The following is a 25,877-nucleotide window of genomic DNA, read 5'->3' as shown; positions in this document are numbered from 1 at the left end:
CGACGAAAGCTCTGGTGTAACCTCTCACTAACCGAACATTGCTCGGTTTTGCTCGGGAGGCACTGTGGCAGAGGCGTACATCGTCGGGGCGGTCCGCACTCCGGTCGGCAGGAAGAAGGGCGGGCTCTCCACGGTCCATCCGGTCGACCTCGCCGCGCACACGCTCTCCGCGCTGGTCGAGCGCACCGGGGTCGACCCCGCCGCCGTCGACGACGTGATCATGGGCTGCGTGATGCAGTTCGGCCCGCAGTCCATGGACATCGCGCGCAACGCCTGGCTGAGCGCGGGACTGCCGGAGACGGTGGCCGGGGTCACGATCGACCGGCAGTGCGGATCGTCGCAGCAGGCCGTCCACTTCGCCGCGCAGGGCGTGCTGTCGGGCACCCAGGACCTGGTCGTGGCGGCCGGCGTGGAGTCGATGTCGATCGTCCCGATGGGGTCGAGCATCACGGCCGCCCTGGAGAAGGGCATGCCGTTCCCGTTCGGCGACAAGTGGGTCGAGCGGTACGGCACGCAGGAGATCTCCCAGTTCCGCGGGGCCGAGCTGATGTGCGAGAAGTGGGGGCTCACGCGGGAGGACCTGGAGGTCTACGCCTACGAGAGCCACCAGCGGGCGGCCAAGGCGATCGCGGGCGGCCACTTCAGGGAGCAGATCGCCCCGGTCGGCGACGTGGCCGACGACGAGGGGCCGCGGCCCGACACGACGCTGGAGAAGATGGCCGGGCTCAAGACGCTGCGCGAGGGCGGCCGGATCACCGCGGCCACCTCCTCGCAGATCTCCGACGGCTCCGGCGCGCTGCTCATCGCGTCCGAGCGGGCGGTGCGCGAGCACGGACTCGTCCCGCGCGCCCGGATCGTCACCCTGGCGCTGGCCGGGGACGACCCCGTCTACATGCTGACGGCCCCGATCCCGGCCACCCGTAAGGCGCTGGACAGGGCCGGGCTGTCGATCGGGGACATGGACGTCATCGAGATCAACGAGGCCTTCGCCCCGGTGCCGCTGGCCTGGCTCAAGGAGATCGACGCCGACCCGGCCAGGACCAACCCCAACGGCGGCGCGATCGCCCTGGGACACCCGCTCGGCGGCACCGGCGCGATCCTCATGACCAAGCTCCTGCACGAACTGGAGCGCACCGGCGGCCGGTACGGCCTGCAGACGATGTGCGAGGGCGGCGGCCAGGCCAACGTCACCATCATCGAGCGACTCTGACCCACCGGCCCGGCATGCCGGTGGAGCTCACCGTTGATCCATCGGTGCTCGTCTCGGTCTGAGGCGACCGCCGGGCGACGCGAAGAAGGGCACTCCGGTCCGGCCGGAGTGCCCTTCGACGTGTGGACGGCCTACTTGGCCTTCGGGAGCCGCCGAGGCTGCCGTACGGGCCTCATGGGCGGCGCCGGGATCTGACGCGGCGGGGGCGGGAAGGAACGCCTGGGCTGCGGGGTGCGCGGGTTCTGCTTGCCGCCGTCACCGCTTCTGCCGGACACGCGAGTACGCATAAAGGGATCTCCTGGTACGTCGAGACGCGGCACCGAGGTGCCGTCACTCAGCCGCCGCGTCGGATGGACAGGGCCGGAAAGCTGAGCGGATCAGCGTGGGCTGATCAGCGGTCGCCGTAGAGAATCCACATGCCGGTGACCCTAACAAGGCCGCGCAACCGGGCACAAAGGATTTTTCGCGCGCCTAGTCATCACCAATTGCGGGCCGCCGGCATACAAGCGGAGTCCAAGTCGACTCCCAGATCATCCCAAGTCCGGTCGTGTCTACTCATATCCGTCAGAGAGACACAGTCCACCAGGAGTGATCCCAGTGAAGTCCATCAAGCGCGCCGCCGCCGTCCTCGCCACCACGGCCGTGGCCGTCACCACCTTCGGCGTCCTGTCCGCCCCGGCGCACGCGATGCAGCCCGGTGACGGCTGGTACCGCTGCTACGTCTCGGGCTACGGCTGGATGTGGTGCTACAACGTGTGAGCCCACCCGGCTCATCCCCGCTCCACGGGCCCGGCCCCGTCCCGCAGCGTCGCGGGGCGGGGCCCGTCCCGTTTCCGGGCGAAGTCGTTCAGACGGGCCGAGCGGCTCAGCCGATGCGGCGGTGCACGTCGTCGAACGTGGCCGGTCCGGTGCGCTGCGAGGCGATCCACGGCCCTTCCAGCGACGGGTCTACGATCCCCTCCTCCATGAACGTGTACCGGCCGTCGAGCACCCGCCGGGCCAGCCGTACGTCCTCGGCGTCGGTGTTCTCCCACAGCCGGTCGAACAGCGCCTCGACCCGCGTCCGGGCCTGATGGCAGAAGGTGTCGGCCAGTTCGTACGGCTTGAGCCCGAACTCGGCTGAGTCCTCCTGCGCGCGCACGCAGACCGCGGTGATCGCGAGCAACTCCGCGCCGATGTCCACGATCCGCGCCAGGAACCCCTGCCGGTGCTCCAGCCGTCCCTGCCACCGGGACATCCCGTAGAACGTCGATCTCGCCAGCTTGCGGCTGGTCCGCTCGACGTACCGCAGGTGCCGGGCCAGCGGGCCGAACTCCGCGTACGACGTGGGATTCTGGCCCGGGCCGGTGACCAGGCCCGGCAGCCACTTGGCGTAGAAGGCGCCGGCCCGGGTGGCCGCCCGGCCCTTGGCCCGCAGGTCGGACTTCGGGTCGATGAGTTCGCCCGCGACCGACAGGTGGGCGTCCACCGCCTCCCGGGCGATGAGCAGATGCATGATCTCGGTCGAGCCCTCGAAGATGCGGTTGATCCGCAGATCGCGCAGCATCTGCTCGACCGGCACGCCGCGCTCGCCGCGGGCGTGCAGCGACTCGGCGGTCTCGTAACCGCGGCCGCCCCGCATCTGCACCAGGTCGTCCATTACCCGCCAGCCCATCTCCGAGCCGTAGAGCTTGGCCAGCGCCGCCTCGATGCGGATGTCGTTGCGCTCGTCGTCGGCCAGCCGGCCGACCAGGTCGACCACCGACTCCATCGCGTACGCGGTGGCGGAGATGAAGGCGACCTTCCGGGCGACGGCCTCGTGCTCGCCGACGGGGCGTCCCCACTGGACCCGCGCCCGGCCCCACTCCCGGGCGATCTTGGTAGCCCACTTCGCCGCGCCGACGCAGGTGGCGGGCAGGGAGAGGCGTCCGGTGTTCAGCGTGGTCAGGGCGATCTTCAGGCCCTGGCCCTCGCGGCCGATGAGGTTCTCGGCGGGCACGCGCACCTGGTGGAAGCGGGTCACGCCGTTCTCGATGCCGCGCAGCCCCATGAACGCGTTGCGGTGCTCGACGGTGATGCCACGGGAGTCGGCCTCGACCACGAAGGCGGAGATCTTGGCGCCGGTCCGCGCCATCACGACCAGCAGGCCGGCCACGACGCCGTTGGTCGTCCACAGTTTGACCCCGTTGATCACATAGTCGTCGCCGTCCCGTACGGCGGTCGTCGACAGGCGGGCGGGGTCGGAGCCGACGTCCGGCTCGGTCAGCAGGAACGCCGAGATCTCCCCGCGCGCGCATCTGGGCAGGAAGCGCCGCTTCTGCTCCTCGGTGCCGAACAACCGCAGCGGCTGCGGCACCCCGATGGACTGGTGCGCCGAGAGCAGCGCGCTCAGCGCGGGGGAGCACGAGGTCACGAGGGCCAGCGCCCGGCAGTAGTACAGGTGGCTCAGCCCCAGCCCGCCGTACTCCTCCTCGACGGTCATCCCGAACGCGCCGATGGCCGCCAGGCCCTTGATCACCTCGTCCGGGATCACGGCGGTGCGCTCGATGAGCGCGGAATCGACCTTCTCCTGCAGGAACGTCCGCAGGACGCGCAGGAAGTGGTCTCCCTTCTTGATCTCCTCCTCGCTCAGACGGGGAGCGGGGTGCACCAAGTCCAGCCGGAAGTCCCCGAGAAAGAGCTGCCTGCCGAAGCTCGGGCGGGTCCACTCCGTCTCGCGCGCCTGCTCGGCCACCTCCCTGGCCCTGGCGTAATCGGTCGTCATGGTCGACCTCCTCGGCGGTGAAGCGAGCTGTGCTCGTTAACTACCCGCCAGTAGCCTTTTGCACCACCGGGAGCCCGATATGTACGGCCGTGCCTCCGCCGGGGGAGGAGATGATCCGGCACCGGCCGCCGTGCGCCTCCACGATGGCCTTCACGATCGACAGGCCGAGCCCCGCGCCGCCCGACAGGTGGTCCTCTCCCCGCTGGAACCGGTCGAAGGCGCGCTCGGCCTGCTCCGGGCTCATGCCGGGGCCGGTGTCCGACACCTGGACCGTCACCGCGCCGGGGGCGCGCAGGATCCGTACGGTGGCCTTGGTGTCCTCGGGGGTGTGCGCCCGCACGTTGCCGAGCAGGTTCACCAGCACCTGGCGGATCCTGGCCTCGTCCACGACCGCGACCAGCGAGGAGGGAGCGTCCACGGTCACCGGGTACGCCGGGTCGAGGGCGGCCGAGTCGGCCGCGACCTCCCGGGCCAGCTGCGCCAGGTCGGTCTCGGCGAGGGCCAGGGCCGCGCCGCGGTCGAGCCGCGCGAGCTCCAGCATCTCGCCCACGAGGCGGCCCATGCGGTTGGCCTCGGCCTCGATCCTCCCCATGATCTTCGGAAGGTCCCCGGACGGGATCGCCCCTGCCCGGTACAGCTCGGCGTACCCGGAGATGGTCGACAGCGGGGTGCGCAGCTCGTGGGAGGCGTCGGCGGCGAAGCGGCGCACCCGGTCCTCCGACGCCTGGCGGTCCCGGAAGGCGTCCGCGATCCGGTCGAGCATCAGGTTGATCGCGGCGCCGAGCCTGCCCACCTCCGACGACCCCTCGGGCATGCGGGCCGACAGGTCGCCTCCCTCGGCCACCAGGTGGGCGGTGCGCGCCATCTTGCCCAGCGGAGCCAGACCACCGGCGATCAGCAGCCGCCCGCCGGCGGCCAGCAGCAGGATCAGCACCCCGCCGGTCGCCAGTTCGCTGACGAGAAGGTGGCGCACCGGGTCGTCGACCGCGTCCAGGGGCACCGCGACGACCATCAGCCGCAGGCCGCTCCGGGACAGCGCGGCCGCCGCGATCATCTCGTTCTCCCCGCCGGGATCAAGGTCGAAGGTGTCACCCTGCGCCGCGTACGCCAGCAGCCGGCTCCTGCCCAGCGCCTCTGCCAGCCCCGGGACCGCCGCGGCGTTGGCGGCGTCGCCGCTGACCAGATGAGCCCTCCCGGCGGCCATGTCATAGGCCGCGACGGCGTAGGTGGAGCCGGTGAGCGCCTGCGCCAGCGGGTCGTCCTCGACCACCCGCCGCGCCGCCGTGACCGTCGCCGCCTGCACCTGCCCCTCCAGGCGCGTACGCAGGTGCCCGCGCAGGACCACGACGCTGGCGAGGGAGAGCACGACGAGCAGGACGGCGCTGACGCCGAGCAGCCCGGCGAGCAGCCGCGTCCGCAGCGACATCACGAACCCTGGGGCGGGCGGAGCGCGTACCCGATGCCGCGCTGGGTGTGGATCAGCGGCGGCCCGAGCGGGTCGAGCTTGCGCCGCAGGTAGGAGATGTAGGTTTCGAGCACCTGGGAGCTCCCGCCGTAGCCCCAGACCTCCTCCAGCAGGCGCCTCTTGGTCAGCACCAGCCCGGCGTTGGCCATCAGGAACGCCAGCAGGCGGAACTCGGTCGGCGACAGGTCCACCGGCACGCCGCCGCGGCGCACCTCCCACCGCGCCTCGTCGAGCTCCAGGTCGGCCACCCGGAGGGTCGGCCCCTGTCCCCGCTCGGCCGCGGCGGGCACGGTCGTACGGCGCAGCACCGCACGGATCCGGGCGACCAGCGCCTCGACGGAGAAGGGCTTGGTCACGTAGTCGTCCCCGCCGAGGCCCAGCCCGCGCACGGTGTCGGCGACCGCGTCGCGGGCGGTGAGGAAGATCACCGGGGGGTGGACGCCGTCCACGCGGATCCGCCGGCACACCTCGAAGCCGTCGATGTCGGGCAGCATGACGTCGAGGACGACCAGGTCGGGCTGGTCCCTGCCGACCTCGTCGATCGCGGCCGCCCCGGTGCCGACGGCCGTCACCGTGAAACCGTGGAACCGGAGCGCGACTTCCACGATGTCTCTGATGTTCGGCTCGTCCTCCACGACGAGGATCCTGGTTTCACTCATTGGGGACCCATTGTGCAGGTCTACGTCCTTGGTCGCATTTCGCCGGTCGATTCCGAGACGCGACCGACTTCCCTCAGGACGTGTGCGACTTATCGCGGGACGCGGGCGACGCAGAACACGGTCTGGCCGAACGGCGGGGTGACGAACCGCTCGATGAACCGGGTCGCCGGCACCACGGTCCGGTCGTAGATCTTGACGAGCCGGGGGTCGGGGTAGCCCACGCCGCCCCGCCGTACGGCCGCCCACCAGGCGATGCCGCCGAGGAAGTTGATCGGCTTGAGCACCTCGACGCCGAGGCCGGCGTCGGTGACCGTCTTGCGGAGCGTGGCCGGGGTGTAGCGGGTGACGTGTCCCACCTTGCGGTCGAAGTCCCCGTAAAGCTGCATGTAGCCCGGCACCCAGATGACGATCCGGCCGCCGGGGGCGGTCACCCTGGCCAGGGACCGCAGCGCCTCGGCGTCCTCCTCGATGTGTTCGAGGACGTTCATCATCACGACCGTGTCGACCGGTTCGTCCAGCGGAATCCGCGTCGGCAGACCGAACTGCAGCACCGACACGTCGTCGCGGTCGGCGAACCGCTTCCGCAGCTGCTCCACGCAGTAGGGATCGAAGTCGCTCACCACGAGCCGGTCGAGACGCGGCAGGAACTGCTCCGCGAAGTGCCCGAGCCCCGAACCGATCTCCAGCAACGACCGCCCGACGTGCGGCGCGACCATGTCGAACTCGTACTGCCGGTAGTTCTTGGCCTCGTCGCCGCCGAGGTGGTTCTCCAGAGCCTCGTCGCCGGCGGCCGGCTGGACTACTCGGTCATACCCAGACATAGAATCCTCGTTTGCAGCGCTGACGATCGTGGAAAGTGTAGTGCCCGTCCTATCGGCCGGTATCCGCTTCGCGCAGGGGTGGGCCGGGACACGCTTCGGGGTTCTCGACGGTCTTTTCCCCGTAGTTCGTGGACGGATCATCCGTCCCCCCATAGTCTTCACCTTCCCGACGCCCCCCGAGCGACATTTACCCCCGATGGACGACGACGAGGCTGTTACCCGCGCGCTGGCCGGTGATCTCGGCGCCTACGAGGTGCTGGTCACCCGCTACAGCACGATCGCGCACCGTACGGCGAGCCTGCTCGGCGCGGGCGACGAGGCCGAGGACGTCGTCCAGGAGGCGTTCGTCAAGGCGTTCCGCCATCTGCGGAGCTTCCGCAGGGACGCGTCGTTCCGCCCGTGGTTCCTGCGGATCGTGGCCAACGTGACCCACGACCTCACCCGGTCGCGTGGCCGCCGCTCCGACCTCGCCGTACGGCTGGGCCGGGAGCGGGAGCCGTACGAGCCGGACGGGCCGGACGACCCGGAGAGCGCGGCGATGGGCGCGGACGGCAGGAGCCGCCTGTACGAGGCGGTGCGGCGGTTGCCCGACGGGGAACGCGAAGCGGTGGTGTGCCGGTACTTCCTGCAGTTGTCCGAGGCGGAGACGGCCGAGGTCCTCGGCGTACGGCTCGGCACGGTGAAGTCGCGGACGTTCCGGGCCCTGCGACGCCTGCGGGAGGAGGTGGGCCGTGAGCATCTCGGATGACGGCCGTCCCGGCGACCCCGACACCCCGGAGACGCCGGACGCCCCCGACGCCTTGGACGGCCCTGAGACGACGGAGCCGGCGCAGACGACCGTGGAGGCGCTGGAGGAGCGGCTGCGGGCGCTCGGAGAGCACCTGGGCGCTTCCGGGCCGCCTCCGGCCGACGTGGCCCTCGCCGTCCGGGCCCGGCTGGAGAACGACGACGCGCCGATCCTGCCCGCTCGCCGGATCGGTCGGAGGCCCGGGTGGCGGCCCAGGCGGTGGCTCAGGCGGCCGTCGCCGCGCCTCGCGGCCGCCCTGGTTGCGGTGCTGGTGGCGACCCTGCTCGGCGCGACCCCGCAGGGACGGGCCGCGGTGGTGTCGGTGCTCCGGTTCGCGGGGGTGGAGATCCACGTCGGCGGCGCGGGTCCGCTGCCGACGGGACTGCCCGGCCCGCTCCCCGGCGAGCGCCGGGTCACGCTGGCCGAGGCGCGGCGGGCCGTGCGGTTCCCCGTCGCCGTGCCGTCCGCGCTGGGCGAACCGGCCGACGTCCGCGTGGCCGACGGCGGCCGGGTCGTGACGCTGCTGTGGCCGGGCATCCGGCTCGACGAGTACGACGGGACGCTGGCCGTCGTCTGGCACAAGGAACTGGGCGAGCCGTGGCCGGAGCAGGTGAGCGCGGTCGGCGGCTGGTGGATCTCCCGGAACCACGGGGTGTCGTACGTCTCGGCGGAGGGCCGGGCCCGGGAGGAGCGGGTGGCCGGGCCCACGCTCATCTGGCAGCACGGCCTGGTCGGGCTGCGCCTTGAGGGCCCCGGCCGCGACGAGGCCGTACGGATCGCCTCCTCCGTCCGCTGAAGCGGAACGCGCGGGGGAGCAGCGGAGGGGGCCGGCTATCGGCCGCCGCCGCGCTGCACCTGCCGCGACGGCCCGTCGAGCTCCGCTCCCGGCGCGGCTCCCAAGGCGGCGACCTCGCGCGCCAGCCGGTCACGATCCTCTCGTACGGCCGTGAGCCGGGCGCGCAGCCGGTCGGCGCGGCGGCGTGACAGGTGCGGCTCGGGCGTGGACTCGCCCCGCCACAGGCGCAGCGTCGCGTCGTTGCCGCCGGTGGCCAGCAGGTGACCGTCGGGGTGGAAGGCCAGCGCGCGGACGGCGCCGCTGTGGGAGAGGGGCTCGCCGACCGGCCGGTGAGCGGACACATCCCACAGCCGCACGTCCCCGTCCTCCAGCCCGGCTGTGGCGAGCAGCCGGCCGTCGGGGTGGAGGGCCGGTTCGGAGACGAAGCCGATGTGTCCCATGAGCGGGGAGCAGACCGGTTCGCCCGTCATCACATCCCACAGCCGTACGGTCGCGTCGTTGCCGGTGGACACGAGCAGATGACCGTCCGGATGGAAGACCACCCCGGTGACCTCGCTCTTGTGCCCGACCAGAGGTCCGCCGACCGGCTCGCCGGTGATCACATCGAACAGCCGTACGGTCGCGTCGTTGCCCGCGGTCGCCAGCAGCCGGCCCTCCGGGTGGAAGGTCAGAGACCGGATGGCGAAGACCGGATGTCTGTGGCCCGTACGGACGTCGCCGGCGGGTCTGCCGGTGGCCACGTCCCACAGCCGCACGGTGTCGTCGCCTCCGCCGACGGCGATCAGTCGGCCGCCGGGGTGGAAAGCAACCGTCTGGTGGCCCGTGGAGTGGAGGGTCAGGGGGGCGCCGACCGGTTCGCCGGTGGTCACGTCCCACAGGCGCAGCGCCGCGTCGCCCGCGGCCGCGAGAAGGTGTCCGTCCGGGTGGAAGGCCAGCTCGTGGACCCAGCCGTTGCGAGTGGTGAGGGGGTCGCCGAGAGGACTGCCGGTGGCCACGTCCCACAGTCGCACCGTCGCGTTCCTGCCCTCGGTGCGCGTGGCCAGGAGACGGCCGTCGGGATGGAACGCCACGCCGCCGATCGCTTCGGTATGAGGGAATGCGGTGCCGGTCGGCCGGTACGGCCCTCCGAGTCGCGCCGGGGCGCTCGTGCCCGCCGCTGCCGAGTCCGCTTCGTCGGCGGCGAGCCACAGGGCCTGGTACGCCTCCGGGTCGCCGTCCAGAGCCTCGACGACGAGTTCGAGCTGGCCGAGCCGCGGCAGCTTCCGGCAGTGGATCACCATGCCGACCGTGGTGTGGCTGAGCGCCTGGCCGGTCAGCCTGGCCAGCTTGCGGTAGCTGGGCCTGCCTCGGCGCCGGTACAGCTCCTGTAACCGGTCGCGCAGCGCGGCCAGCGCCTCCTCACCGGAGGTGGGTGACGAGTTCTCGGACATCGTGGACCGAGCATCCCAGACCATCGCACAACACACGGCGTTTCGCGTGACGCCACCGCCGCAGGACGTACGGCGCCTGTCAGGGGGCGTACGACTTCGTCCGGTGGTGTCAAAGATCGGCCGTAACCGTCAACGGGCCTCCGGCGTCTTTCACCCTGGGATCACCGCCGGATCACCGGCGGCCGGCTGTCGCCGTGCGGCCCGCGGGATGACCGCCGGTCCCCGCGGCGCACGCCGCCTACGCGAAGGGATCCACCCATGACGATCCTGTCCCAGCTGACCGCCATCGGCGTCGCCGGCCTGTCGCTGCCGGCCGCTCTCACGGTGGTCTACCTCTTCTCCGCCGACTCCGCCCGCCGTGCCCGGGCCATGCGCGTGCTGCGACTGCTGCTGCGGCGCTGATGCCTCGGGCCGGATGGGGGAGATCAGGCGGGAGCGGCGAGCCAGGCGTCGATCTCGGCCAGGAGCTCCTTCCGGACCGGTTCGGGGGCGGCTGACGATCGGATGGACTGCCGGGCGAGCTCGGCGACCTCCGCGTCGGCGAAGCCGTACACCTCCCTGGCGAGCTCGTACTGCGGCAGCAGCCGGGCGCCGAACAGCAGCGGGTCGTCGGCGCCGAGCGCGATCGGCACTCCCGCCTCGAACAGCCGCCGCAGCGGCACGTCCTCGGGCCGCTCGGCGACCCCCAGCCCGACGTTCGACAGCGGGCACACCTCACAGGTGATCTGCCGGTCGGCCAGCCGTTCCATCAGCCGGGGCGACTCGGCCGCGCGCACCCCGTGCCCGATCCGGTCGGCGGCCAGCTCGTCGAGGCACTCGGCGACGCTCGCCGCCCCCAGCAGTTCGCCCCCGTGCGGTACGGCGAGCAGGCCACCGCGCCTGGCGATGCGGAAGGCGTGCTCGAAGTCCCTGGCCCGGCCCCGCCGCTCGTCGTTGGACAGCCCGAAGCCCACCACGCCCCGGCCCTCGTACTGCACCGCTAGCCGGGCCAGCGTCCTGGCGTCGAGCATGTGCCGGGTGCGGTTGGCGGCCACGATCACCGCCATCCCGATCCCCGCCGCCCGCGCCGCCTTCTCCGTCGCGTCGAGCATCAGCTCCAGGGTCTCGGTCAGCCCGCCGAAACGCTGCGCGTACCCGGAGGGGTCGACCTGGATCTCCAGCCAGCGTGAGCCTTCCCTGGCCTCGTCCTCGGCGGCCTCGCGCAGCAGCCGGTACACGTCCTCCGGGCGGCGCAGCACGGACCGCGCGATGTCGTACAGCCGCTGGAACCGGAACCAGCCCCGCTCGTCGGTCGCCCGCAGTTTCGGCGGCCAGTCCTGCACCAGCGCGTCGGGCAGGTGGACGCCTTGATCCCGGGCGAGCTCGATGAGCGTCGAGTGCCGCATCGAGCCGGTGAAGTGCAGGTGCAGGTGTGCCTTGGGGAGCGTTTGGAGTGGGCGTGCCATCTCCATATCCTGCCGTATCCGCTCTCAACCCGCCGCCGGGCTCGCGCGTTGTGGACGGGAGAAAGGGGAGCTCATGACCGATGAAGACGAGGCGGCCTTCGACGAGTTCCTGGCCGCGCGCAGCACCGCCCTCCTGCGCACCGCGATCCTCGTCTGCGGCGCCTCCGCCACCGACGCCGAGGACATGGTCCAGAGCGCGCTGGAGAAGGTCTACCGCCACTGGCCGCGCATACGTCACGACAACCCGGAGGCGTACGCGCGGCGGGTCGTGGTGAACGGCGCGATCAGCAGGGCCAGGCGGCGCAGGGTGATCAAGGAGATCACCTTCGCCCAGCCGCCGGAGACGCCGGTCGAGTCGCCCGACCTCGGCCTGCGGGACGTGCTGGTCGCCGAGCTCAGGCAACTGCCGGCCCGGATGCGGGCCGTACTGGTCCTCCGCTACTGGGAGGACCTGTCGGAGGCCGAGACCGCCGCGCTGCTCGGCTGCTCGGTCGGCACCGTCAAGAGCCAGGCCGCCCGCGGCCTCGCCCGCGTGCGGGCACGAATGGAGAACCTGGAAGGAGTGTCGGCATGAACGTCGAGGAGGCGCTGAGGGACGCGATGGCCGCGCGCGTCGCCGGTGTGCACGCGCCGCCGTCCCTGGGCCAGGCGGTGCGGCGGCGCAGCCGTCGTGCAGCCGTCCGGTTTCGTACGGCGGGAGCCGCCGTGCTCACCGCGGCGGTCGCGGTGGGGGTGCCCGTGGCGCTGACCGGCCAGCCCGGCACCGACCCGGTCGCCGGCGGCCTCGCCGGCCCGGGGAGCGGGGCCGGTGCCGGCATCACCACCAAGAAGACGGCGGCCCCGGTCGAGACCGGCTCCGGTGACACGGTCGCCGTACCCGAGGGCGTCGTCCCCGACGTGGTCGGCAAGAGCGCCGAGGACGTCATGACCCTCCTGGACGACGCCGGATACACGGTGCGGATCGTGAAGGTCGTCACCGGCGACGCCCCGGAGGGGACGGTCATCGCGCAGACGCCGTCCCCCGGGACCACCGCGCCCGCCGGGGCGGCGATCATGATCACCATCGCGACGACGGTCGTTTCGACGTCCGACACCGCGCCGGACGCGCAGACCTCGTGGACGCCGCAGGACCTCGGCGACCTCGGGGACGGCCGGACCCTCGGCGGCGTCCACGTCGGTTACCTGCCCAAGGACCTCGAATGGGGCAAGTGGTCAGGCAAGGACGGGTTCGGCACCGAGAGTTACACCACGAGCTGGGTGGAGCCGGGGCTTGAGCCCGGCGTGTACAGCGTCCAGATGATCGTCTACCGGAAGGCGGCGGCGAGCCTGTTCGCGAAGCGGCTGAGAGGCTACGCCGGGCAGGGCGCCAAGCCGATCGACGTCGACGGCAAGAAGGCGTACCTGATCAGCCTGTCGGAGGGCGGCGACGAGATCAATGACGGGGGCACCCGGACGATCACGTGGACCCTCGCTCCCGGCGTCGGGATCGAGGTGATGATGAGCCCCGACTACGAGGCGAAGCTCGGCCGGGCCGCGGCCGACCGGGAACTGCGGAAGATCGCCGCCGGCGTTGCTCTCGACCGCTGACACTCCGCCCCGCCACGCCTCCGGCCGGCTCTCCGAACCGGAGGCGTCGCCCGCCCCCGACTGGGTCTTCGTCGCACCATGACGTGGGTCAAGTTGTACTCAGAGCTGGGGGAGATTGGTACTAAGCGCTGGGTCAAATTGGTAATGTGCCTGCGTGAGCCGTGATTCCTACATCCCGCGCATGGTGGATCCGATCATCGACGAACTCTTTCGGACGCTACCCGCGATCATGCTGGTCGGCCCGCGGGCCACGGGCAAGACCACCACGGCCGTCCGTCACGTCAAAACCGTGGTGCGGCTCGACCGGGACAGGGAGAACGCCGCTTTCCTCGCCGATCCGGATGCGGCCCTGGGACGGCTTGCGGAGCCGGTCCTGCTGGACGAGTGGCAGATCGTGCCGGACGTGCTCGGAGCGGTGAAGCGTGCGGTGGACGGCGACCACCGCCCGGGCCGATTCATCCTCACAGGCTCCGTATGGTCCGACTTCGGCGGCCGGACCTGGCCCGGCACGGGACGGGTGGTCCGCATCGACATGATGGGACTCGCGGTCAAGGAGCTTGAGCGCAACACGAGGAGACCCGCTTTCGCCGATCTACTCGCGCAGGGACGGGTGCGGGAACTCGCCACACCGGCGCAGCCGCCCGATCTGGCCGACTATGTGGATCTGGCGTTGCGCAGCGGCTTCCCCGAGGCTCAGTGGATGCCGCCTTCGGTGCGGGCCCGGTGGCTGGACAGCTACATCGAGCAGACCTTGACGCGGGACATCGAGACACTCGACGGACGACGCGACCCGGTCCGCCTCCGGGCTTACATGGAGGCGCTGGCTCTGAACACCGCCGGTGTGGTCACGGACAAGACGCTCTATGACGCGGCCGCCGTGAACGCCCGTACGGGAGAGGCGTATGAGCGCCTCCTCCGCGATCTCCTTGTCGCCGACAAGGTTCCCGCCTGGTTCAGTAATCGCCTGAAGCGGTTGATCCGCGGGTCCAAGCGCTACCTCGTCGACCCTGCACTGGTCGCGGCCCTGCTGCGGGTGGACGAACGAGCGATCCTCCGCGACGGCGATCTGCTCGGCCGGTTGCTCGACACCTTCGTGGTTCAGCAGTTGCGCGCGGAGGCGCCGGTCTGCGACAGCCGGCCCCACATCTACCATCTGCGGCAGGACCAGGGACGGCACGAGGTCGACATCATCCTGGAGCTCGGCATGGGACGAGTGATCGGGATCGAGGTGAAGGCCGCCGCCACCCCGCGTCACGACGACGCGAAGCACCTGCGGTGGTTGCGGGACGAACTGGGCGATCGCTTCGTGGCCGGTGTCATGCTGCACACCGGTCCGCGTGTCATCGAGATGGACGAGAGGATCGTCGCGGCGCCCATCTGCGTCCTCTGGTCCTGAACGCGGCCACGGCGGTTCGGCCGCAACCCGTCGTTTCGCCTTGTCGCCGGCATGGCTAAGGCCCGGTCCCGCGTGGTGGGGGCCGGGCCTTCGTGCCGGGTGGGCGAAGTGCTAGTGCGCCTCGGACAGGAGCTTGGCCAGCCGGCTGACGCCCTCGGCCAGGTCGTCGTCGCCCAGGGCGTAGGAGAGGCGGAAGTAGCCCGGGGTGCCGAAGGCCTCACCCGGCACCAGCGCGACCTCGGCCTCCTCCAGGATGAGCTCGGCCAGCTCGGCCGACGACGCCGGGCGCCTGCCGCGGATCTCCTTGCCGAGCAGCGCCTTCACCGACGGGTACGCGTAGAACGCGCCGAACGGCTCGGGGCAGACCACGCCGGGGATCTCGTTGAGCATCCGGACCATAGTCTGGCGGCGCCGGTCGAAGGCCGTGCGCATCTCGGCGACGGCCGACAGGTCGCCCGAGACCGCGGCGAGCGCGGCGGCCTGCGCGACGTTGGAGACGTTCGAGGTGGCGTGGGACTGCAGGTTGGTGGCCGCCTTGACCACGTCGGACGGGCCGATCAGCCAGCCCACCCGCCAGCCGGTCATCGCGTACGTTTTGGCCACGCCGTTCAGCACGACGACCCGGTCGCGCAGCTCCGGCACGGCGGTGGCGATGCTGGAGAACTCCGTCCCGCCGTAGACCAGGTGCTCGTAGATCTCGTCGGTGACGACCCACAGGCCCTTGTCCAGCGCCCAGCGGCCGATCTCCTCGACCTGGGCGGGGGAGTAGACGGCCCCCGTCGGGTTGGACGGCGACACGAACAGCAGCGCCTTCGTACGGTCGGTCAGCTTCTCCTCGAACTGCTCGACCGAAGCGAGGTAACCGGTCGTCTCGTCGGTGACCACGTCGACCTGGACGCCGCCCGCGAGCTTGATCGCCTCCGGGTACGTCGTCCAGTACGGCGCCACGACCAGCACCTCGTCACCGGGGTCGAGCAGGGTGGCGAACGCCTCGTAGACCGCCTGCTTGCCGCCGTTCGTCACCAGGACCTGGGCGGCCTCGACCCGGAACCCGCTGTCACGCAGCGTCTTGTCGGCGATCGCCTGCCGGAGCTCGGGCAGGCCTCCGGCGGGCGTGTACTTGTGGAACCTGGGGTTCCGGCACGCCTCGACGGCCGCCTCGACGATGTAGCCGGGAGTGGGGAAATCGGGCTCGCCGGCGCCGAAGCCGATGACCGGCCGACCGGCCGCCTTCATCGCCTTGGCCTTGGCGTCCACGGCCAGAGTCGCGGACTCGGAGATCGCGGATATGCGTGCGGAGATGCGAGGTCGGGTCATGCCTCCATCGTTCCAGACGCGCCGCGCGGTTTCGCATCCATATCCGGCCCGCGGGCGGGTCCGCACGGTAACTTTGGGTCCGAACCGGAGCGCTGCCGGGGCGTCTCCGGACGGCGTGCGAGCGTTCTGGTTCGACGGAGTGGTGATTCCCGCGTACACTTCACCGACTAGTGGGCCACGTGAGCAACGGACGGATGCGTCATCGCGTTTCTCGGGTATCGTGGTGCACGGCCTAGGGCACTAGCGCAATTGGTAGCGCACCGGTCTCCAAAACCGGCGGTTGGGGGTTCGAGTCCCTCGTGCCCTGCGGAGTGCGGTCCGCGCAACAATGGCGTGAAAGCGCGCCGCAAGCTGCGACGGACACGACGGATCAGGTGAGGACTGTGGCGATCGACACCCGCGGCGAGACCGCTGGAAAGCCCGGTAAGCCAACCGGCGAGAAGAAGGCAAGGCGTACCTCGCCCGCTCTGTTCTACCGGCAGGTCGTCGCCGAGTTGCGTAAGGTCATCTGGCCGAGGCGCACTGAGCTGATCTCTTACACGGTGGTCGTCCTGGTCTTCGTCGTGATTATGGTTGCGCTCGTTTTCGGGATCGACACCGTGCTGGGTAAGGCTGTGCTGTGGGTCTTCGGCGGATCCTGATCCGGCCCGAGACGTCGTAGCACGTCCACGACACCAAGCGAAGAAGGAAGAGTCCCGTGTCCGAGTCCCCGATGCCGGCCGACCGCTCCCATGACGAGCATGACGAGTGGGGCACCGAGCAGGACGAGGCCGTAGAAGAGGTCGAGGAGACCACGGCCGCCGACTCTGACGGCGGTGACGGCGGCGAAGAATCGGCCGAGGCCGCCGCGCAGGTCGACGAGGACGGCGACGTCCTCCCCGATGTCGACCCGGTCGAGGAGTTCAAGCGCCAGCTTCGCGGTCAGTTCGGCGAGTGGTACGTCATCCACTCCTACGCCGGTTACGAGAACCGCGTGAAGCAGAACATCGAGAGCCGTATCGGGTCCCTCAACATGGAGGATTTCATCTTCCAGGTCGAGGTGCCGACCCACACGATCACCGAGTTCAAGGGCGGCAAGAAGACTCCGATCAAGGAGCGGGTGCTTCCCGGCTATGTGCTGGTCCGGATGGAGTTGTCCGACGAGTCCTGGGCCGCCGTGCGCAACACGCCCGGTGTGACCGGCTTCGTCGGGCTGTCCAACAAGCCGAGCCCGCTGAACCTCGACGAGGTCGCCAAGCTGCTCGCCCCGGAGCCGTCCGAGGAAGTCAAGAAGGCCGCGGCCAAGACGACCACCGCGACCGTCGACTTCGAGGTCGGCGAGTCGGTCACCGTCATGGACGGGCCGTTCGCCACGCTGCCGGCCACGGTGAGCGAGATCAGTGCCGAGTCGCAGAAGCTCAAGGTCCTCGTCTCCATCTTCGGCCGGGAGACCCCGGTTGAGCTGTCGTTCAACCAGGTCTCGAAGATCTGACCGGCTCGCGTAGACTCGATAGCCGTCCTCACGCACGCCGTGTTCCGGCGTGCCGTGAGGCTTTTGTAGGACCAAGGACCCGGAGAAGGACTAATGCCTCCAAAGAAGAAAGTCGCGGCCCTGGTGAAGGTCCAGCTTCCCGCTGGCCAGGCCACCCCCGCGCCGCCGGTCGGTACCGCGCTCGGTCCGCACGGCGTCAACATCATGGACTTCGTCAAGCAGTACAACGCGGCGACGGAGTCCCAGCGGGGCAACATCATCCCCGTTGAGATCACCATCTTCGAAGACCGCAGCTTCACCTTCATCACGAAGACGCCGCCGGCGCCCGAGCTGATCAAGAAGGCCGCCGGTCTGCAGAAGGGCAGCGCGAACCCGCACAAGGACAAGGTGGGCAAGCTGACCCGCGAGCAGCTTCGCCAGATCGCCGAGACCAAGTTGCAGGACCTCAACGCCAACGACGTCGAGGCCGCCGAGAAGATCATCGCCGGCACCGCCCGCTCCATGGGCATCACCATCGCCGAGTAGCCCGCGAGGGGCGCGGCCGCGTCTGGACTGAGGAGCGCGCGGAGCGAGGAACGAGCGAGCACGCACCGAAGGAAGAAGCGGACTGCGGGCGCCCCGAGCCGCCTTGCCGGAGGCGAGGCAATCAAACGCTGTGGGAGGGCCGATGCGCGGCCCGGACCACGATCTCCTTAGGAGTATGAAGTGAAGCGCAGCAAGAGCTGGAAGAACGCGGCGGCCGAGGTCGACCGCGCGGCCCTGTACGCCCCGCTGGACGGTGTGCGGCTGGCCAAGAAGACCGCGACCACGAAGTTCGACGCCACCGTCGAGGTGGCCCTGCGGCTGGGCGTCGACCCGCGCAAGGCCGACCAGATGGTCCGCGGCACCGTCAACCTCCCGCACGGCACCGGCAAGACCGCCCGGGTCCTGGTCTTCGCGACCGGTGACCGTGCCGAGGAGGCCCGCGCGGCGGGCGCCGACATCGTCGGCTCCGACGAGCTGATCGACGAGGTGTCGAAGGGCCGTCTGGACTTCGACGCGGTCGTCGCGACGCCGGACATGATGGGCAAGGTCGGCCGCCTGGGCCGCGTGCTCGGCCCCCGTGGCCTCATGCCGAACCCCAAGACCGGCACCGTGACGCCCGCCGTGGCCAAGGCCGTGACCGACATCAAGGGCGGCAAGATCGAGTTCCGCGTCGACCGGCACGCGAACCTGCACTTCATCATCGGCAAGGCGTCCTTCGACGACCGCCAGCTGGTGGAGAACTACGCCGCCGCGCTGGACGAGGTGCTTCGTCTCAAGCCGTCGGCCGCCAAGGGCCGCTACCTGAAGAAGGTCACCTTCACCACGTCCATGGGCCCCGGCATCCCGGTCGACCCGAACGTGACGCGGGCGATGACCGCCGAGATCGACGCCTGACCGTTCCACGACGGCCGGACAGGCCGCCGAGCCTGACGGAAGCCCCCGCCCGAGACATCGGGCGGGGGCTTCTGTCTGTCCATGCGCATGTGGAGGTTTTGTGCACATGTAATGAGGGTTGCGACAGGCGCGACGCGCAGAGGGCGTTAGGCGAATAGGGTCAAGGGCAGGTAAAGGGGGAACCCAGAAAGGGATGGAAAAATGCGACGACTACTAGTGGCCGCGGGGGCGGTTGCCGCGATCACGGTCGCGGGATGCGGGACGACCGCGACTCCGTCTCTCGAGAACGTCACGCTCTCGGCGTCCGAGGTCCTGCAGCAGAGCGCGCAGAAGGCCGACGACGTCAACACGTACGCCGCGGATCTCGTGGTGAACGTCACCGACGCCAAGGGCGCCCAGGCGGGGCTCGTGCAGGGCACGATGCTCTACCAGAAGAGCCCGCAGGTCGCCACGGACATCAACCTGAGCCAGGTGTCGTTCAACGGCCAGAACCTGCCCGGCGGCGTGCGCGTCATCGTCGACGGCGAAGTGGCGTACGTGAAGGTCGACATGCTCAAGAACCTGCTGGGCGCGACCAAGCCGTACATCAGGCTCGATCTGAAGCAGCTCGGCTCGCAGGCGGGCGTGGACGTCGACCAGTACCTCGCCCAGGCCCGGCAGTTCGACCTGAAGACCAGCACCGCGCTGCTCACGGCGTCCAAGGACGTCAAGTCGGTGGGCAGCGAGCAGGTCGGCGGGGTGGACACGACCCACTACGCGGGCACGTTCCCGGTGGACGAGGCGGTCAAGCAGCTGTCCGACGACCAGCGCTCGCAGCTGCGCGGCGAGCTGGCCGGCGCCAAGGACGTCAAGTTCGACGCGTGGATCGACGCCCAGGGCCTGCCGCGGAAGGTCGAGCTGAACGGCGGCAAGCCGGACGCCGGCGCGTTCAAGGCCACGGCGATGTTCAAGTCGTTCAACGAGCCGGTCTCCATCAAGGCGCCGGCGGCCGACCAGGTGGGCGAGCTGCCGCAGCGCGCCACCGCCGATTTGCCGTCCTGACGGTTGACAACGTAGTCTGTCTCCTGCCGAAGACCGCCGGTCGTCACCGGGCGTGCAGCCCGATGACTGAAGGATCCACGTGAGTGGACGGCCCGCGTAGGTGTGGAGACGCTTGAGGACGTGTGACGTCTGCCCAAGCCCCGTGCGCCTGCGCCGGGGCTTGTCTGTTTTCCAAGGGCCTTCCGCCGGCGGCACATCTGGAAGGAGGCCCATGGCGAAGGCGGAGAAGAGCGTCGCGATCTCCGAGCTCAAGAGTGAGTTCGAGGGATCCAGCGCCGCCGTTCTGACCGAATACCGCGGTCTCACCGTCGCGCAGCTCAAGCAGCTGCGTGTTTCTCTCGGTGGGAATGCGAAGTTCGCCGTGGCGAAGAACACGCTGACCAAGATCGCGGCCAACAACGCCGGGATCACCGCTCTGGACGACCTGTTCCAGGGCCCGACCGCCATCGCGTTCGTCAAGGGCGACGTGGTGGAGGCGGCCAAGGGGCTGCGTGACTTCGCCAAGGCCAACCCCCTCCTGGTGATCAAGGGTGGCGTCGTCGACGGCAAGTCGATGACCCCCGACGAGATCACCAAGCTTGCCGACCTTGAGTCCCGTGAGGTGCTCCTCGCGAAGCTGGCCGGTGCGCTGAAGGCCAAGCAGTCCCAGGCTGCCGCCACCTTCGCCGCGCTGCCCACCACCATGGCTCGACTGGCCGAGGCTCTGCGCGCCAAGCGCGAAGAGGCCGGCGAGTAGGTCCGCGCAGCGGGCGGGGGAAGCGCGCACCGCGGTCCCCTTACACGTTTTCTGCTAGATCCACTGGAGGAACATCATGGCGAAGCTCAGCACCGACGAGCTGCTCGAGACCTTCAAGGAGATGACTCTCCTTGAGCTGTCCGACTTCGTGAAGGTCTTCGAGGAGACCTTCGACGTCAAGGCCGCCGCCCCGGTCGCCGTCGCCGCCGCCCCGGCCGCCGGTGGCGCCGGTGCCGCCGCCGAGGAGGCCGAGGAGCAGGACGAGTTCGACGTCATCCTCGAGGCCGCCGGCGACAAGAAGATCCAGGTCATCAAGGAGATCCGGGCCCTGACGAGCCTGGGCCTCAAGGAGGCCAAGGACCTCGTGGACGGCGCTCCGAAGCCCGTCTTCGACGGCAAGGTCAACAAGGAGCAGGCCGAGAAGGCGAAGGCCGCCCTGGAGGGCGCCGGCGCGACCGTCACGGTCAAGTAGTTCTCACGCTTCACCGAAGGGGCGGGTCCATCCAGGTGCCGGATGGGACCGCCCCTTTCGCGTGCCCGGACCCCTACGGAATCCAGACCCTATGGGCAGGGCGGGCCCGTTGATCTATGGTCGGGACGTAGGATCCGGCGCGACGTGATCAGGCCGAGACGGTCGGGTGCTGGGGGAGGTGGACGGGGATGCGGCGCGCGCTGACCGTCGGGCTCGTCCTCGTCGCGGTCGTGCTGGCTCTGGTGGTCCAGCGCCTCGCCGGGGCCCGTACGGAGGCCGAGGCGGCCGTGCAGGACCGGCAGATGGCGGTCCGGGCCGCCATGGCGCACGCCGTGAGCCTCATGACGATCGACCACCACCGCATCGACGACGACATCAAACGCGCGCTGGCCACCTCCACCGGCACGGAGAGGGCGCGCTACGCCGCGGGTCAGGCGGCCCTGAGGTCCGCCACACTGAAGAACAAGGCCGTCCAGACGGGCGTCCTGCGGGCGTCCGCGCTCGCCTCCATCGCCGGAGACCGGCGTACGGCGCAGGTCCTGGTCGTCGCCGACGCGGTGATCCACTGGGAGGACGGCAGGAAGGCCGCGCCGGAGGAGCGCTTCTTCCGCTGGCGGATGGACGTGACCAAGGCGTCGGGTCTGTGGCTGGTCTCCCGGGCGGAGCTGGTGCAGTGAGGCGCCTGCTTCGGGTGCTGCCGGCGCTCGTCGCCGTGGGGCTGGCCGTCGCCGCCGTGTGGCTGCTGCTCGACCTGCGCCGTCTCCAGGCCGCCGACACGGCCGCCCGCGAGGCCCTCGCTGCCGCCCGGTCGTACGCCCCCGACATGCTGTCGTACGACTACCGTACGATCGACCGGGACATGGCGCGGGCGGGCGGCCACGCGACCGGGGAGTTGGCCGAGCACTACCGCACGCTCGCGGCGACGCTGGGCCCGGAGGCGCGGGAGCGGCGGACGGTCCAGCAGACCGTCGTGGCGGCCGCGGGCGTGGAGTCGGCGACGCCCGACGAGGTCCGCGTGCTGCTGTTCGTGAACATGGTCACGACACGGTCCGGCGGGGGCGAGGAAGAGCCGAAGCAGCAGGTCAGCCAGGGCAGGGCGCGTCTGGTGATGGTGACGCAGGGCGACGGCTGGCGGGCCTCCCGGCTGTCCACCCTTCTGGGGGACACGCCCGCCCCCTGAGCGCGTGGCTAAATTGTTAGCAAAGAAGGCGTTTGAGCCAGGGTTGTAGATGGGTATTCAAGGGCACGGCAGCGTAGACCCACGGTCAGCGTTAGGCCGTTCGCGTGACTGAGCGTTACCCGTCTCCGGTCCCGGGTAGGGACTGGATCCCCGGCGTTCGCTATGGTCCCGAGGGCGGGAAAACCCAGCGTGACCCCTGTCGGTTAGGCGAAATGTCGGCTCTCGGGCTTGACGTTTCGGCGCGGACGGGTGATGCTGCCAGCAACGTGGAGCGCAGAGCGAGAGCGGAGTGGACAGGTGTATGCCGATCGGCTACACTGCCCCTTTGCGCTGCCCTTTGACGACCGCTTCTCTGAGTAACCTCTGATCTTGGTCGTCTGGCGTGCGTGTAGTCAGTCCGCGAGCCCTCGGAAGGACATCTGTTGGCAGCCTCGCGCAACGCCTCCGCCGTACCCGCCGGTCCCCGTACCGTGTCGTTCGCACGAATCGAGGAGCCGCTCGAAGTACCCGACCTTCTCGCCCTGCAGACCGAGTCGTTCGACTGGTTGCTCGGGAACGAGAGATGGAAGGGCCGGGTCGAGGCGGCTCGCCAGGCCGGGCGCAAGGACATTCCGACCCAATCAGGTCTCGAAGAGATCTTCGAGGAGATCAGTCCCATCGAGGACTTCTCCGGAACCATGTCCCTGTCGTTCCGGGATCACAGGTTCGAGCCGCCCAAGTACTCCGTAGATGAGTGCAAAGACAAGGACATGACCTACTCCGCCCCGATGTTCGTCACGGCGGAGTTCATCAATAACACCACAGGTGAGATCAAGAGCCAGACGGTGTTCATGGGCGACTTCCCGCTCATGACCTCGAAGGGCACCTTCATCATCAACGGCACCGAGCGCGTGGTGGTCTCGCAGCTCGTCCGGTCGCCGGGTGTCTACTTCGACCGCTCTGTGGACAAGACCTCCGACAAGGACCTGTTCGGCTGCCGGGTGATCCCGTCGCGCGGCGCGTGGCTCGAGTTCGAGATCGACAAGCGCGACAGCGTCGGTGTGCGCATCGACCGCAAGCGCAAGCAGCCGGTCACCGTGCTGCTGAAGGCGCTGGGCTGGACCAGCGACCAGATCCTGGAGCGTTTCGGCCAGTACGAGTCGATGCGGGCCACCCTGGAGAAGGACCACACCTCCGGCCAGGACGACGCGCTGCTCGACATCTACCGGAAGCTGCGGCCGGGCGAGCCGCCGACCAAGGAGTCGGCGCAGGCGCTGCTGGAGAACCTGTACTTCAACCACAAGCGCTACGACCTCGCCAAGGTCGGCCGCTACAAGATCAACAAGAAGCTGGGCGTCGGCTCCGACATCACCCAGGGCACGCTGACCGACGAGGACATCGTCGCGACCATCGAGTACATCGTCCGGCTGCACGCCGGCGAGGAGACGATGGGCGAGAACGGGTCGGTCGTCGTCGAGACCGACGACATCGACCACTTCGGCAACCGCCGTCTGCGCACGGTGGGCGAGCTCATCCAGAACCAAGTCCGGCTGGGCCTGGCCCGCATGGAGCGCGTCGTCCGCGAGCGCATGACGACCCAGGACGTCGAGGCGATCACGCCGCAAACCCTGATCAACATCCGCCCGGTCGTGGCGTCGATCAAGGAGTTCTTCGGCACCTCCCAGCTGTCGCAGTTCATGGACCAGACCAACCCGCTGGCCGGCCTGACGCACAAGCGGCGTCTGTCGGCCCTCGGTCCCGGTGGTCTGTCCCGTGAGCGGGCGGGCTTCGAGGTCCGCGACGTGCATCCCTCGCACTACGGCCGCATGTGCCCGATCGAGACGCCGGAAGGCCCGAACATCGGTCTGATCGGCTCGCTGTCGTCCTTCGGGCGGGTCAACTCGTTCGGCTTCGTCGAGACGCCGTACCGCCGGGTGGTGGACGGCCGCGTCACCTACGAGATCGACTACCTCACCGCCGACGAGGAGGACCGGCACGTCGTCGCCCAGGCCAACACGGTCCTGAACGCCGACGGCAGCTTCGCCGAGTCCCGGGTGCTCGCCCGCCGCAAGGGCGGCGAGTTCGAGGCCGTCCACCCGTCCGAGGTGGACTACATGGACGTCTCGCCGCGCCAGATGGTGTCGGTCGCGACCGCCATGATCCCGTTCCTCGAGCACGACGACGCGAACCGCGCGCTCATGGGCTCGAACATGCAGCGCCAGTCGGTGCCCCTGCTGAAGAGCGAGGCCCCGCTGGTCGGCACCGGCATGGAGTACCGCGCCGCCACCGACGCCGGTGACGTCATCAGCGCCGAGAAGGCCGGTGTGGTCGAGGAGGTCTCCGCCGACTACGTCACCGTGATGAACGACGACGGCACCCGTACGACGTACCGGGTCGCGAAGTTCAAGCGGTCGAACCAGGGCACCTGCTTCAACCAGAAGCCGATCGTGGCCGAGGGCGACCGGGTCGAGCAGGGCCAGGTCATCGCGGACGGCCCGTGCACCGACAACGGCGAGATGGCGCTCGGCAAGAACCTGCTCGTGGCGTTCATGCCGTGGGAGGGCCACAACTACGAGGACGCGATCATCCTGTCCCAGCGCCTGGTGCAGGACGACGTGCTCTCCTCGATCCACATCGAGGAGCACGAGGTCGACGCCCGCGACACCAAGCTGGGCCCCGAGGAGATCACGCGGGACATCCCCAACGCCTCGGAGGACGCGCTTGCCGACCTCGACGAGCGGGGCATCATCCGCATCGGCGCCGAGGTGGTGACCGGAGACATCCTCGTCGGGAAGGTCACCCCCAAGGGTGAGACGGAGCTGACCCCCGAGGAGCGCCTGCTTCGCGCGATCTTCGGTGAGAAGGCCCGCGAGGTCCGCGACACCTCCCTGAAGGTGCCGCACGGCGAGTCCGGCAAGGTCATCGGCGTCCGGGTGTTCAGCCGCGAGGAGGGCGACGAGCTTCCCCCGGGCGTGAACGAGCTGGTCCGCGTGTACGTGGCGCAGAAGCGCAAGATCACCGACGGCGACAAGCTCGCCGGCCGCCACGGCAACAAGGGTGTCATCTCCAAGATCCTTCCGGTGGAGGACATGCCGTTCCTGGAGGACGGCACCCCTGTCGACATCGTCCTCAACCCGCTGGGCGTGCCCGGCCGGATGAACGTCGGCCAGGTGCTGGAGACCCATCTCGGGTGGATCGCCGCCCGCGGATGGGACGTCAGCGGCATCGAGGAGGCCTGGGCCGAGCGCCTGCGCGAGAAGGAGATGGACAGGGTCGAGCCCTGGACCAAGGTCGCCACGCCGGTGTTCGACGGCGCCCACGAGGAGGAGATCGTCGGCCTGCTCGACAGCACACTGCTCAACCGGGACGGCTCCCGCATGGTTGGGGAGAACGGCAAGGCCCGGCTCTTCGACGGCCGCTCCGGCGAGCCGTTCCCGCACCCGATCTCGGTCGGCTACATCTACATCCTCAAGCTGCTGCACCTGGTCGACGACAAGATCCACGCTCGCTCGACCGGCCCGTACTCGATGATCACCCAGCAGCCGCTGGGTGGTAAGGCGCAGTTCGGCGGCCAGCGCTTCGGCGAGATGGAGGTGTGGGCCCTCGAGGCCTACGGCGCGGCGTACGCCCTGCAGGAGCTGCTGACGATCAAGTCCGACGACGTCCTGGGCCGGGTGAAGGTCTACGAGGCCATCGTCAAGGGCGAGAACATCCCAGAGGCGGGCATTCCCGAGTCCTTCAAGGTTCTCATCAAGGAGATGCAGTCGCTCTGCCTGAACGTCGAGGTCCTTTCGAGCGACGGCATGTCGATCGAGATGAGGGACACCGACGAGGATGTCTTCCGCGCGGCAGAAGAGCTTGGCATCGACCTGTCCCGGCGTCCCCACGAGGGCGCGATGACCGTCGACGAGGTCTGATTCAAA

General features: G+C 69.9%; 25 protein-coding genes and 1 tRNA gene. 19 read left to right on the top strand and 7 right to left on the bottom strand.

Translation table 11 applies throughout. From position 1 onward, the window contains the following. The first annotated feature begins 64 nt into the window (after nucleotides 1-64). On the top strand, nucleotides 65-1,210 hold the full coding sequence (locus FED44_RS10530) for an acetyl-CoA C-acetyltransferase (protein WP_111699935.1): 1,146 nt from the start codon (nucleotides 65-67) through the stop codon (nucleotides 1,208-1,210). A gap of 597 nt (nucleotides 1,211-1,807) precedes the next feature. After that, nucleotides 1,808-1,969, top strand: coding sequence for a hypothetical protein (locus FED44_RS35730; RefSeq protein ID WP_167521443.1), 162 nt, complete (start codon nucleotides 1,808-1,810; stop codon nucleotides 1,967-1,969). Nucleotides 1,970-2,075: 106 nt separating this feature from the next. Here FED44_RS35730 and FED44_RS10525 read toward each other — a convergent pair whose 3' ends face one another. The 4 genes from FED44_RS10525 to FED44_RS10510 all read right to left on the bottom strand — a co-directional run bounded on the left by FED44_RS10525 (nucleotide 2,076) and on the right by FED44_RS10510 (nucleotide 6,898). After that, nucleotides 2,076-3,953 carry an acyl-CoA dehydrogenase family protein gene (locus tag FED44_RS10525; RefSeq protein ID WP_111699934.1) on the bottom strand — a complete coding sequence of 626 codons (1,878 nt, stop codon included), beginning with the start codon at nucleotides 3,951-3,953 and terminating at the stop codon, nucleotides 2,076-2,078. 40 nt (nucleotides 3,954-3,993) lie between these two features. Next, a complete protein-coding gene (locus FED44_RS10520; RefSeq protein ID WP_138460512.1) occupies nucleotides 3,994-5,379 on the bottom strand; it encodes a sensor histidine kinase in 1,386 nt (461 codons plus the stop codon). Continuing rightward, the gene (locus FED44_RS10515; protein ID WP_111699932.1) at nucleotides 5,379-6,077 is read right to left on the bottom strand and encodes a response regulator transcription factor; all 699 of its coding nucleotides are present in this window, start codon (nucleotides 6,075-6,077) and stop codon (nucleotides 5,379-5,381) included. The genes FED44_RS10520 and FED44_RS10515 overlap by 1 nt, the downstream gene beginning before the upstream one ends. A gap of 89 nt (nucleotides 6,078-6,166) precedes the next feature. Continuing rightward, a complete protein-coding gene (locus FED44_RS10510) occupies nucleotides 6,167-6,898 on the bottom strand; it encodes a class I SAM-dependent methyltransferase (protein WP_138460511.1) in 732 nt (243 codons plus the stop codon). Nucleotides 6,899-7,094: 196 nt separating this feature from the next. Here FED44_RS10510 and FED44_RS10505 point away from each other — a divergent pair, with 196 nt between their 5' ends. Both FED44_RS10505 and FED44_RS10500 read left to right on the top strand, forming a co-directional pair. Continuing rightward, nucleotides 7,095-7,646, top strand: coding sequence for an RNA polymerase sigma factor (locus tag FED44_RS10505; protein WP_138460510.1), 552 nt, complete (start codon nucleotides 7,095-7,097; stop codon nucleotides 7,644-7,646). Next, on the top strand, nucleotides 7,630-8,481 hold the full coding sequence (locus FED44_RS10500; protein WP_138460509.1) for a hypothetical protein: 852 nt from the start codon (nucleotides 7,630-7,632) through the stop codon (nucleotides 8,479-8,481). The genes FED44_RS10505 and FED44_RS10500 overlap by 17 nt, the downstream gene beginning before the upstream one ends. Nucleotides 8,482-8,516: 35 nt before the next feature. Here FED44_RS10500 and FED44_RS10495 read toward each other — a convergent pair whose 3' ends face one another. Continuing rightward, nucleotides 8,517-9,911 (bottom strand): WD40 repeat domain-containing protein, encoded by a 1,395-nt coding sequence (locus FED44_RS10495; protein ID WP_167521442.1) that lies wholly within the window; start codon nucleotides 9,909-9,911, stop codon nucleotides 8,517-8,519. 258 nt (nucleotides 9,912-10,169) lie between these two features. Between FED44_RS10495 and FED44_RS35725 the strand changes: the two genes are divergently transcribed. Further along, a complete protein-coding gene (locus FED44_RS35725; RefSeq protein WP_167521441.1) occupies nucleotides 10,170-10,313 on the top strand; it encodes a hypothetical protein in 144 nt (47 codons plus the stop codon). Between the two features lie 23 nt (nucleotides 10,314-10,336). Here the strand turns inward: FED44_RS35725 and FED44_RS10490 are convergent, their stop codons facing one another. Next, nucleotides 10,337-11,356, bottom strand: a complete 1,020-nt coding sequence (locus tag FED44_RS10490) for an adenosine deaminase (RefSeq protein WP_111699979.1) — start codon at nucleotides 11,354-11,356, stop codon at nucleotides 10,337-10,339. A 73-nt stretch (nucleotides 11,357-11,429) separates the two neighbouring features. Between FED44_RS10490 and FED44_RS10485 the strand changes: the two genes are divergently transcribed. The 3 genes from FED44_RS10485 (at nucleotide 11,430) to FED44_RS10475 (ending at nucleotide 14,339) form a co-directional block, all read left to right on the top strand. Continuing rightward, nucleotides 11,430-11,930, top strand: coding sequence for a SigE family RNA polymerase sigma factor (locus FED44_RS10485; protein ID WP_138460507.1), 501 nt, complete (start codon nucleotides 11,430-11,432; stop codon nucleotides 11,928-11,930). Next, the gene (locus tag FED44_RS10480; RefSeq protein WP_138460506.1) at nucleotides 11,927-12,943 is read left to right on the top strand and encodes a PASTA domain-containing protein; all 1,017 of its coding nucleotides are present in this window, start codon (nucleotides 11,927-11,929) and stop codon (nucleotides 12,941-12,943) included. The genes FED44_RS10485 and FED44_RS10480 overlap by 4 nt, the downstream gene beginning before the upstream one ends. A gap of 154 nt (nucleotides 12,944-13,097) precedes the next feature. Next, complete coding sequence (locus FED44_RS10475; RefSeq protein WP_208758904.1) at nucleotides 13,098-14,339, top strand: ATP-binding protein; 1,242 nt, start codon at nucleotides 13,098-13,100, stop codon at nucleotides 14,337-14,339. A gap of 111 nt (nucleotides 14,340-14,450) precedes the next feature. On the opposite strand, the gene FED44_RS10470 is transcribed toward FED44_RS10475, so the two are convergent. Next, nucleotides 14,451-15,656: a pyridoxal phosphate-dependent aminotransferase gene (locus tag FED44_RS10470; protein WP_111699924.1), complete on the bottom strand. Its 1,206-nt coding sequence runs from the start codon at nucleotides 15,654-15,656 to the stop codon at nucleotides 14,451-14,453. Between the two features lie 234 nt (nucleotides 15,657-15,890). On the opposite strand from FED44_RS10470, the gene FED44_RS10465 reads away from it, so the two are divergent. The 11 genes from FED44_RS10465 to rpoB all read left to right on the top strand — a co-directional run bounded on the left by FED44_RS10465 (nucleotide 15,891) and on the right by rpoB (nucleotide 25,871). Beyond that, nucleotides 15,891-15,963, top strand: a tRNA-Trp gene (locus FED44_RS10465). 76 nt (nucleotides 15,964-16,039) lie between these two features. After that, on the top strand, nucleotides 16,040-16,297 hold the full coding sequence (gene secE, locus FED44_RS10460) for a preprotein translocase subunit SecE (protein WP_111699923.1): 258 nt from the start codon (nucleotides 16,040-16,042) through the stop codon (nucleotides 16,295-16,297). Nucleotides 16,298-16,353: 56 nt separating this feature from the next. After that, on the top strand, nucleotides 16,354-17,127 hold the full coding sequence (nusG, locus tag FED44_RS10455) for a transcription termination/antitermination protein NusG (RefSeq protein ID WP_244301824.1): 774 nt from the start codon (nucleotides 16,354-16,356) through the stop codon (nucleotides 17,125-17,127). 93 nt (nucleotides 17,128-17,220) lie between these two features. Next, nucleotides 17,221-17,652 carry a 50S ribosomal protein L11 gene (gene rplK / locus FED44_RS10450; protein WP_138460505.1) on the top strand — a complete coding sequence of 144 codons (432 nt, stop codon included), beginning with the start codon at nucleotides 17,221-17,223 and terminating at the stop codon, nucleotides 17,650-17,652. 180 nt (nucleotides 17,653-17,832) lie between these two features. Next, complete coding sequence (gene rplA, locus FED44_RS10445; RefSeq protein ID WP_111699920.1) at nucleotides 17,833-18,546, top strand: 50S ribosomal protein L1; 714 nt, start codon at nucleotides 17,833-17,835, stop codon at nucleotides 18,544-18,546. Between the two features lie 201 nt (nucleotides 18,547-18,747). Further along, a complete protein-coding gene (locus FED44_RS10440; protein WP_138460504.1) occupies nucleotides 18,748-19,587 on the top strand; it encodes an SCO4651 family lipoprotein in 840 nt (279 codons plus the stop codon). Between the two features lie 211 nt (nucleotides 19,588-19,798). Beyond that, the gene (rplJ, locus tag FED44_RS10435) at nucleotides 19,799-20,323 is read left to right on the top strand and encodes a 50S ribosomal protein L10 (protein ID WP_111699918.1); all 525 of its coding nucleotides are present in this window, start codon (nucleotides 19,799-19,801) and stop codon (nucleotides 20,321-20,323) included. A gap of 76 nt (nucleotides 20,324-20,399) precedes the next feature. Continuing rightward, a complete protein-coding gene (gene rplL, locus FED44_RS10430) occupies nucleotides 20,400-20,795 on the top strand; it encodes a 50S ribosomal protein L7/L12 (protein WP_111699917.1) in 396 nt (131 codons plus the stop codon). A 188-nt stretch (nucleotides 20,796-20,983) separates the two neighbouring features. Further along, complete coding sequence (locus tag FED44_RS10425) at nucleotides 20,984-21,472, top strand: hypothetical protein (protein ID WP_111699916.1); 489 nt, start codon at nucleotides 20,984-20,986, stop codon at nucleotides 21,470-21,472. After that, a complete protein-coding gene (locus FED44_RS10420; RefSeq protein WP_138460503.1) occupies nucleotides 21,469-21,975 on the top strand; it encodes a hypothetical protein in 507 nt (168 codons plus the stop codon). The genes FED44_RS10425 and FED44_RS10420 overlap by 4 nt, the downstream gene beginning before the upstream one ends. 422 nt (nucleotides 21,976-22,397) lie before the next feature. Continuing rightward, nucleotides 22,398-25,871 (top strand): DNA-directed RNA polymerase subunit beta, encoded by a 3,474-nt coding sequence (rpoB, locus tag FED44_RS10415; RefSeq protein WP_111699914.1) that lies wholly within the window; start codon nucleotides 22,398-22,400, stop codon nucleotides 25,869-25,871. Nucleotides 25,872-25,877: the final 6 nt, after the last annotated feature.

This window comes from Microbispora triticiradicis (assembly GCF_005864065.1).
GTDB lineage: Bacteria > Actinomycetota > Actinomycetes > Streptosporangiales > Streptosporangiaceae > Microbispora > Microbispora triticiradicis.
The sequence above is the reverse complement of the archived record's forward strand: the minus strand, read 5'-3'. Positions and strand labels throughout refer to the sequence as shown.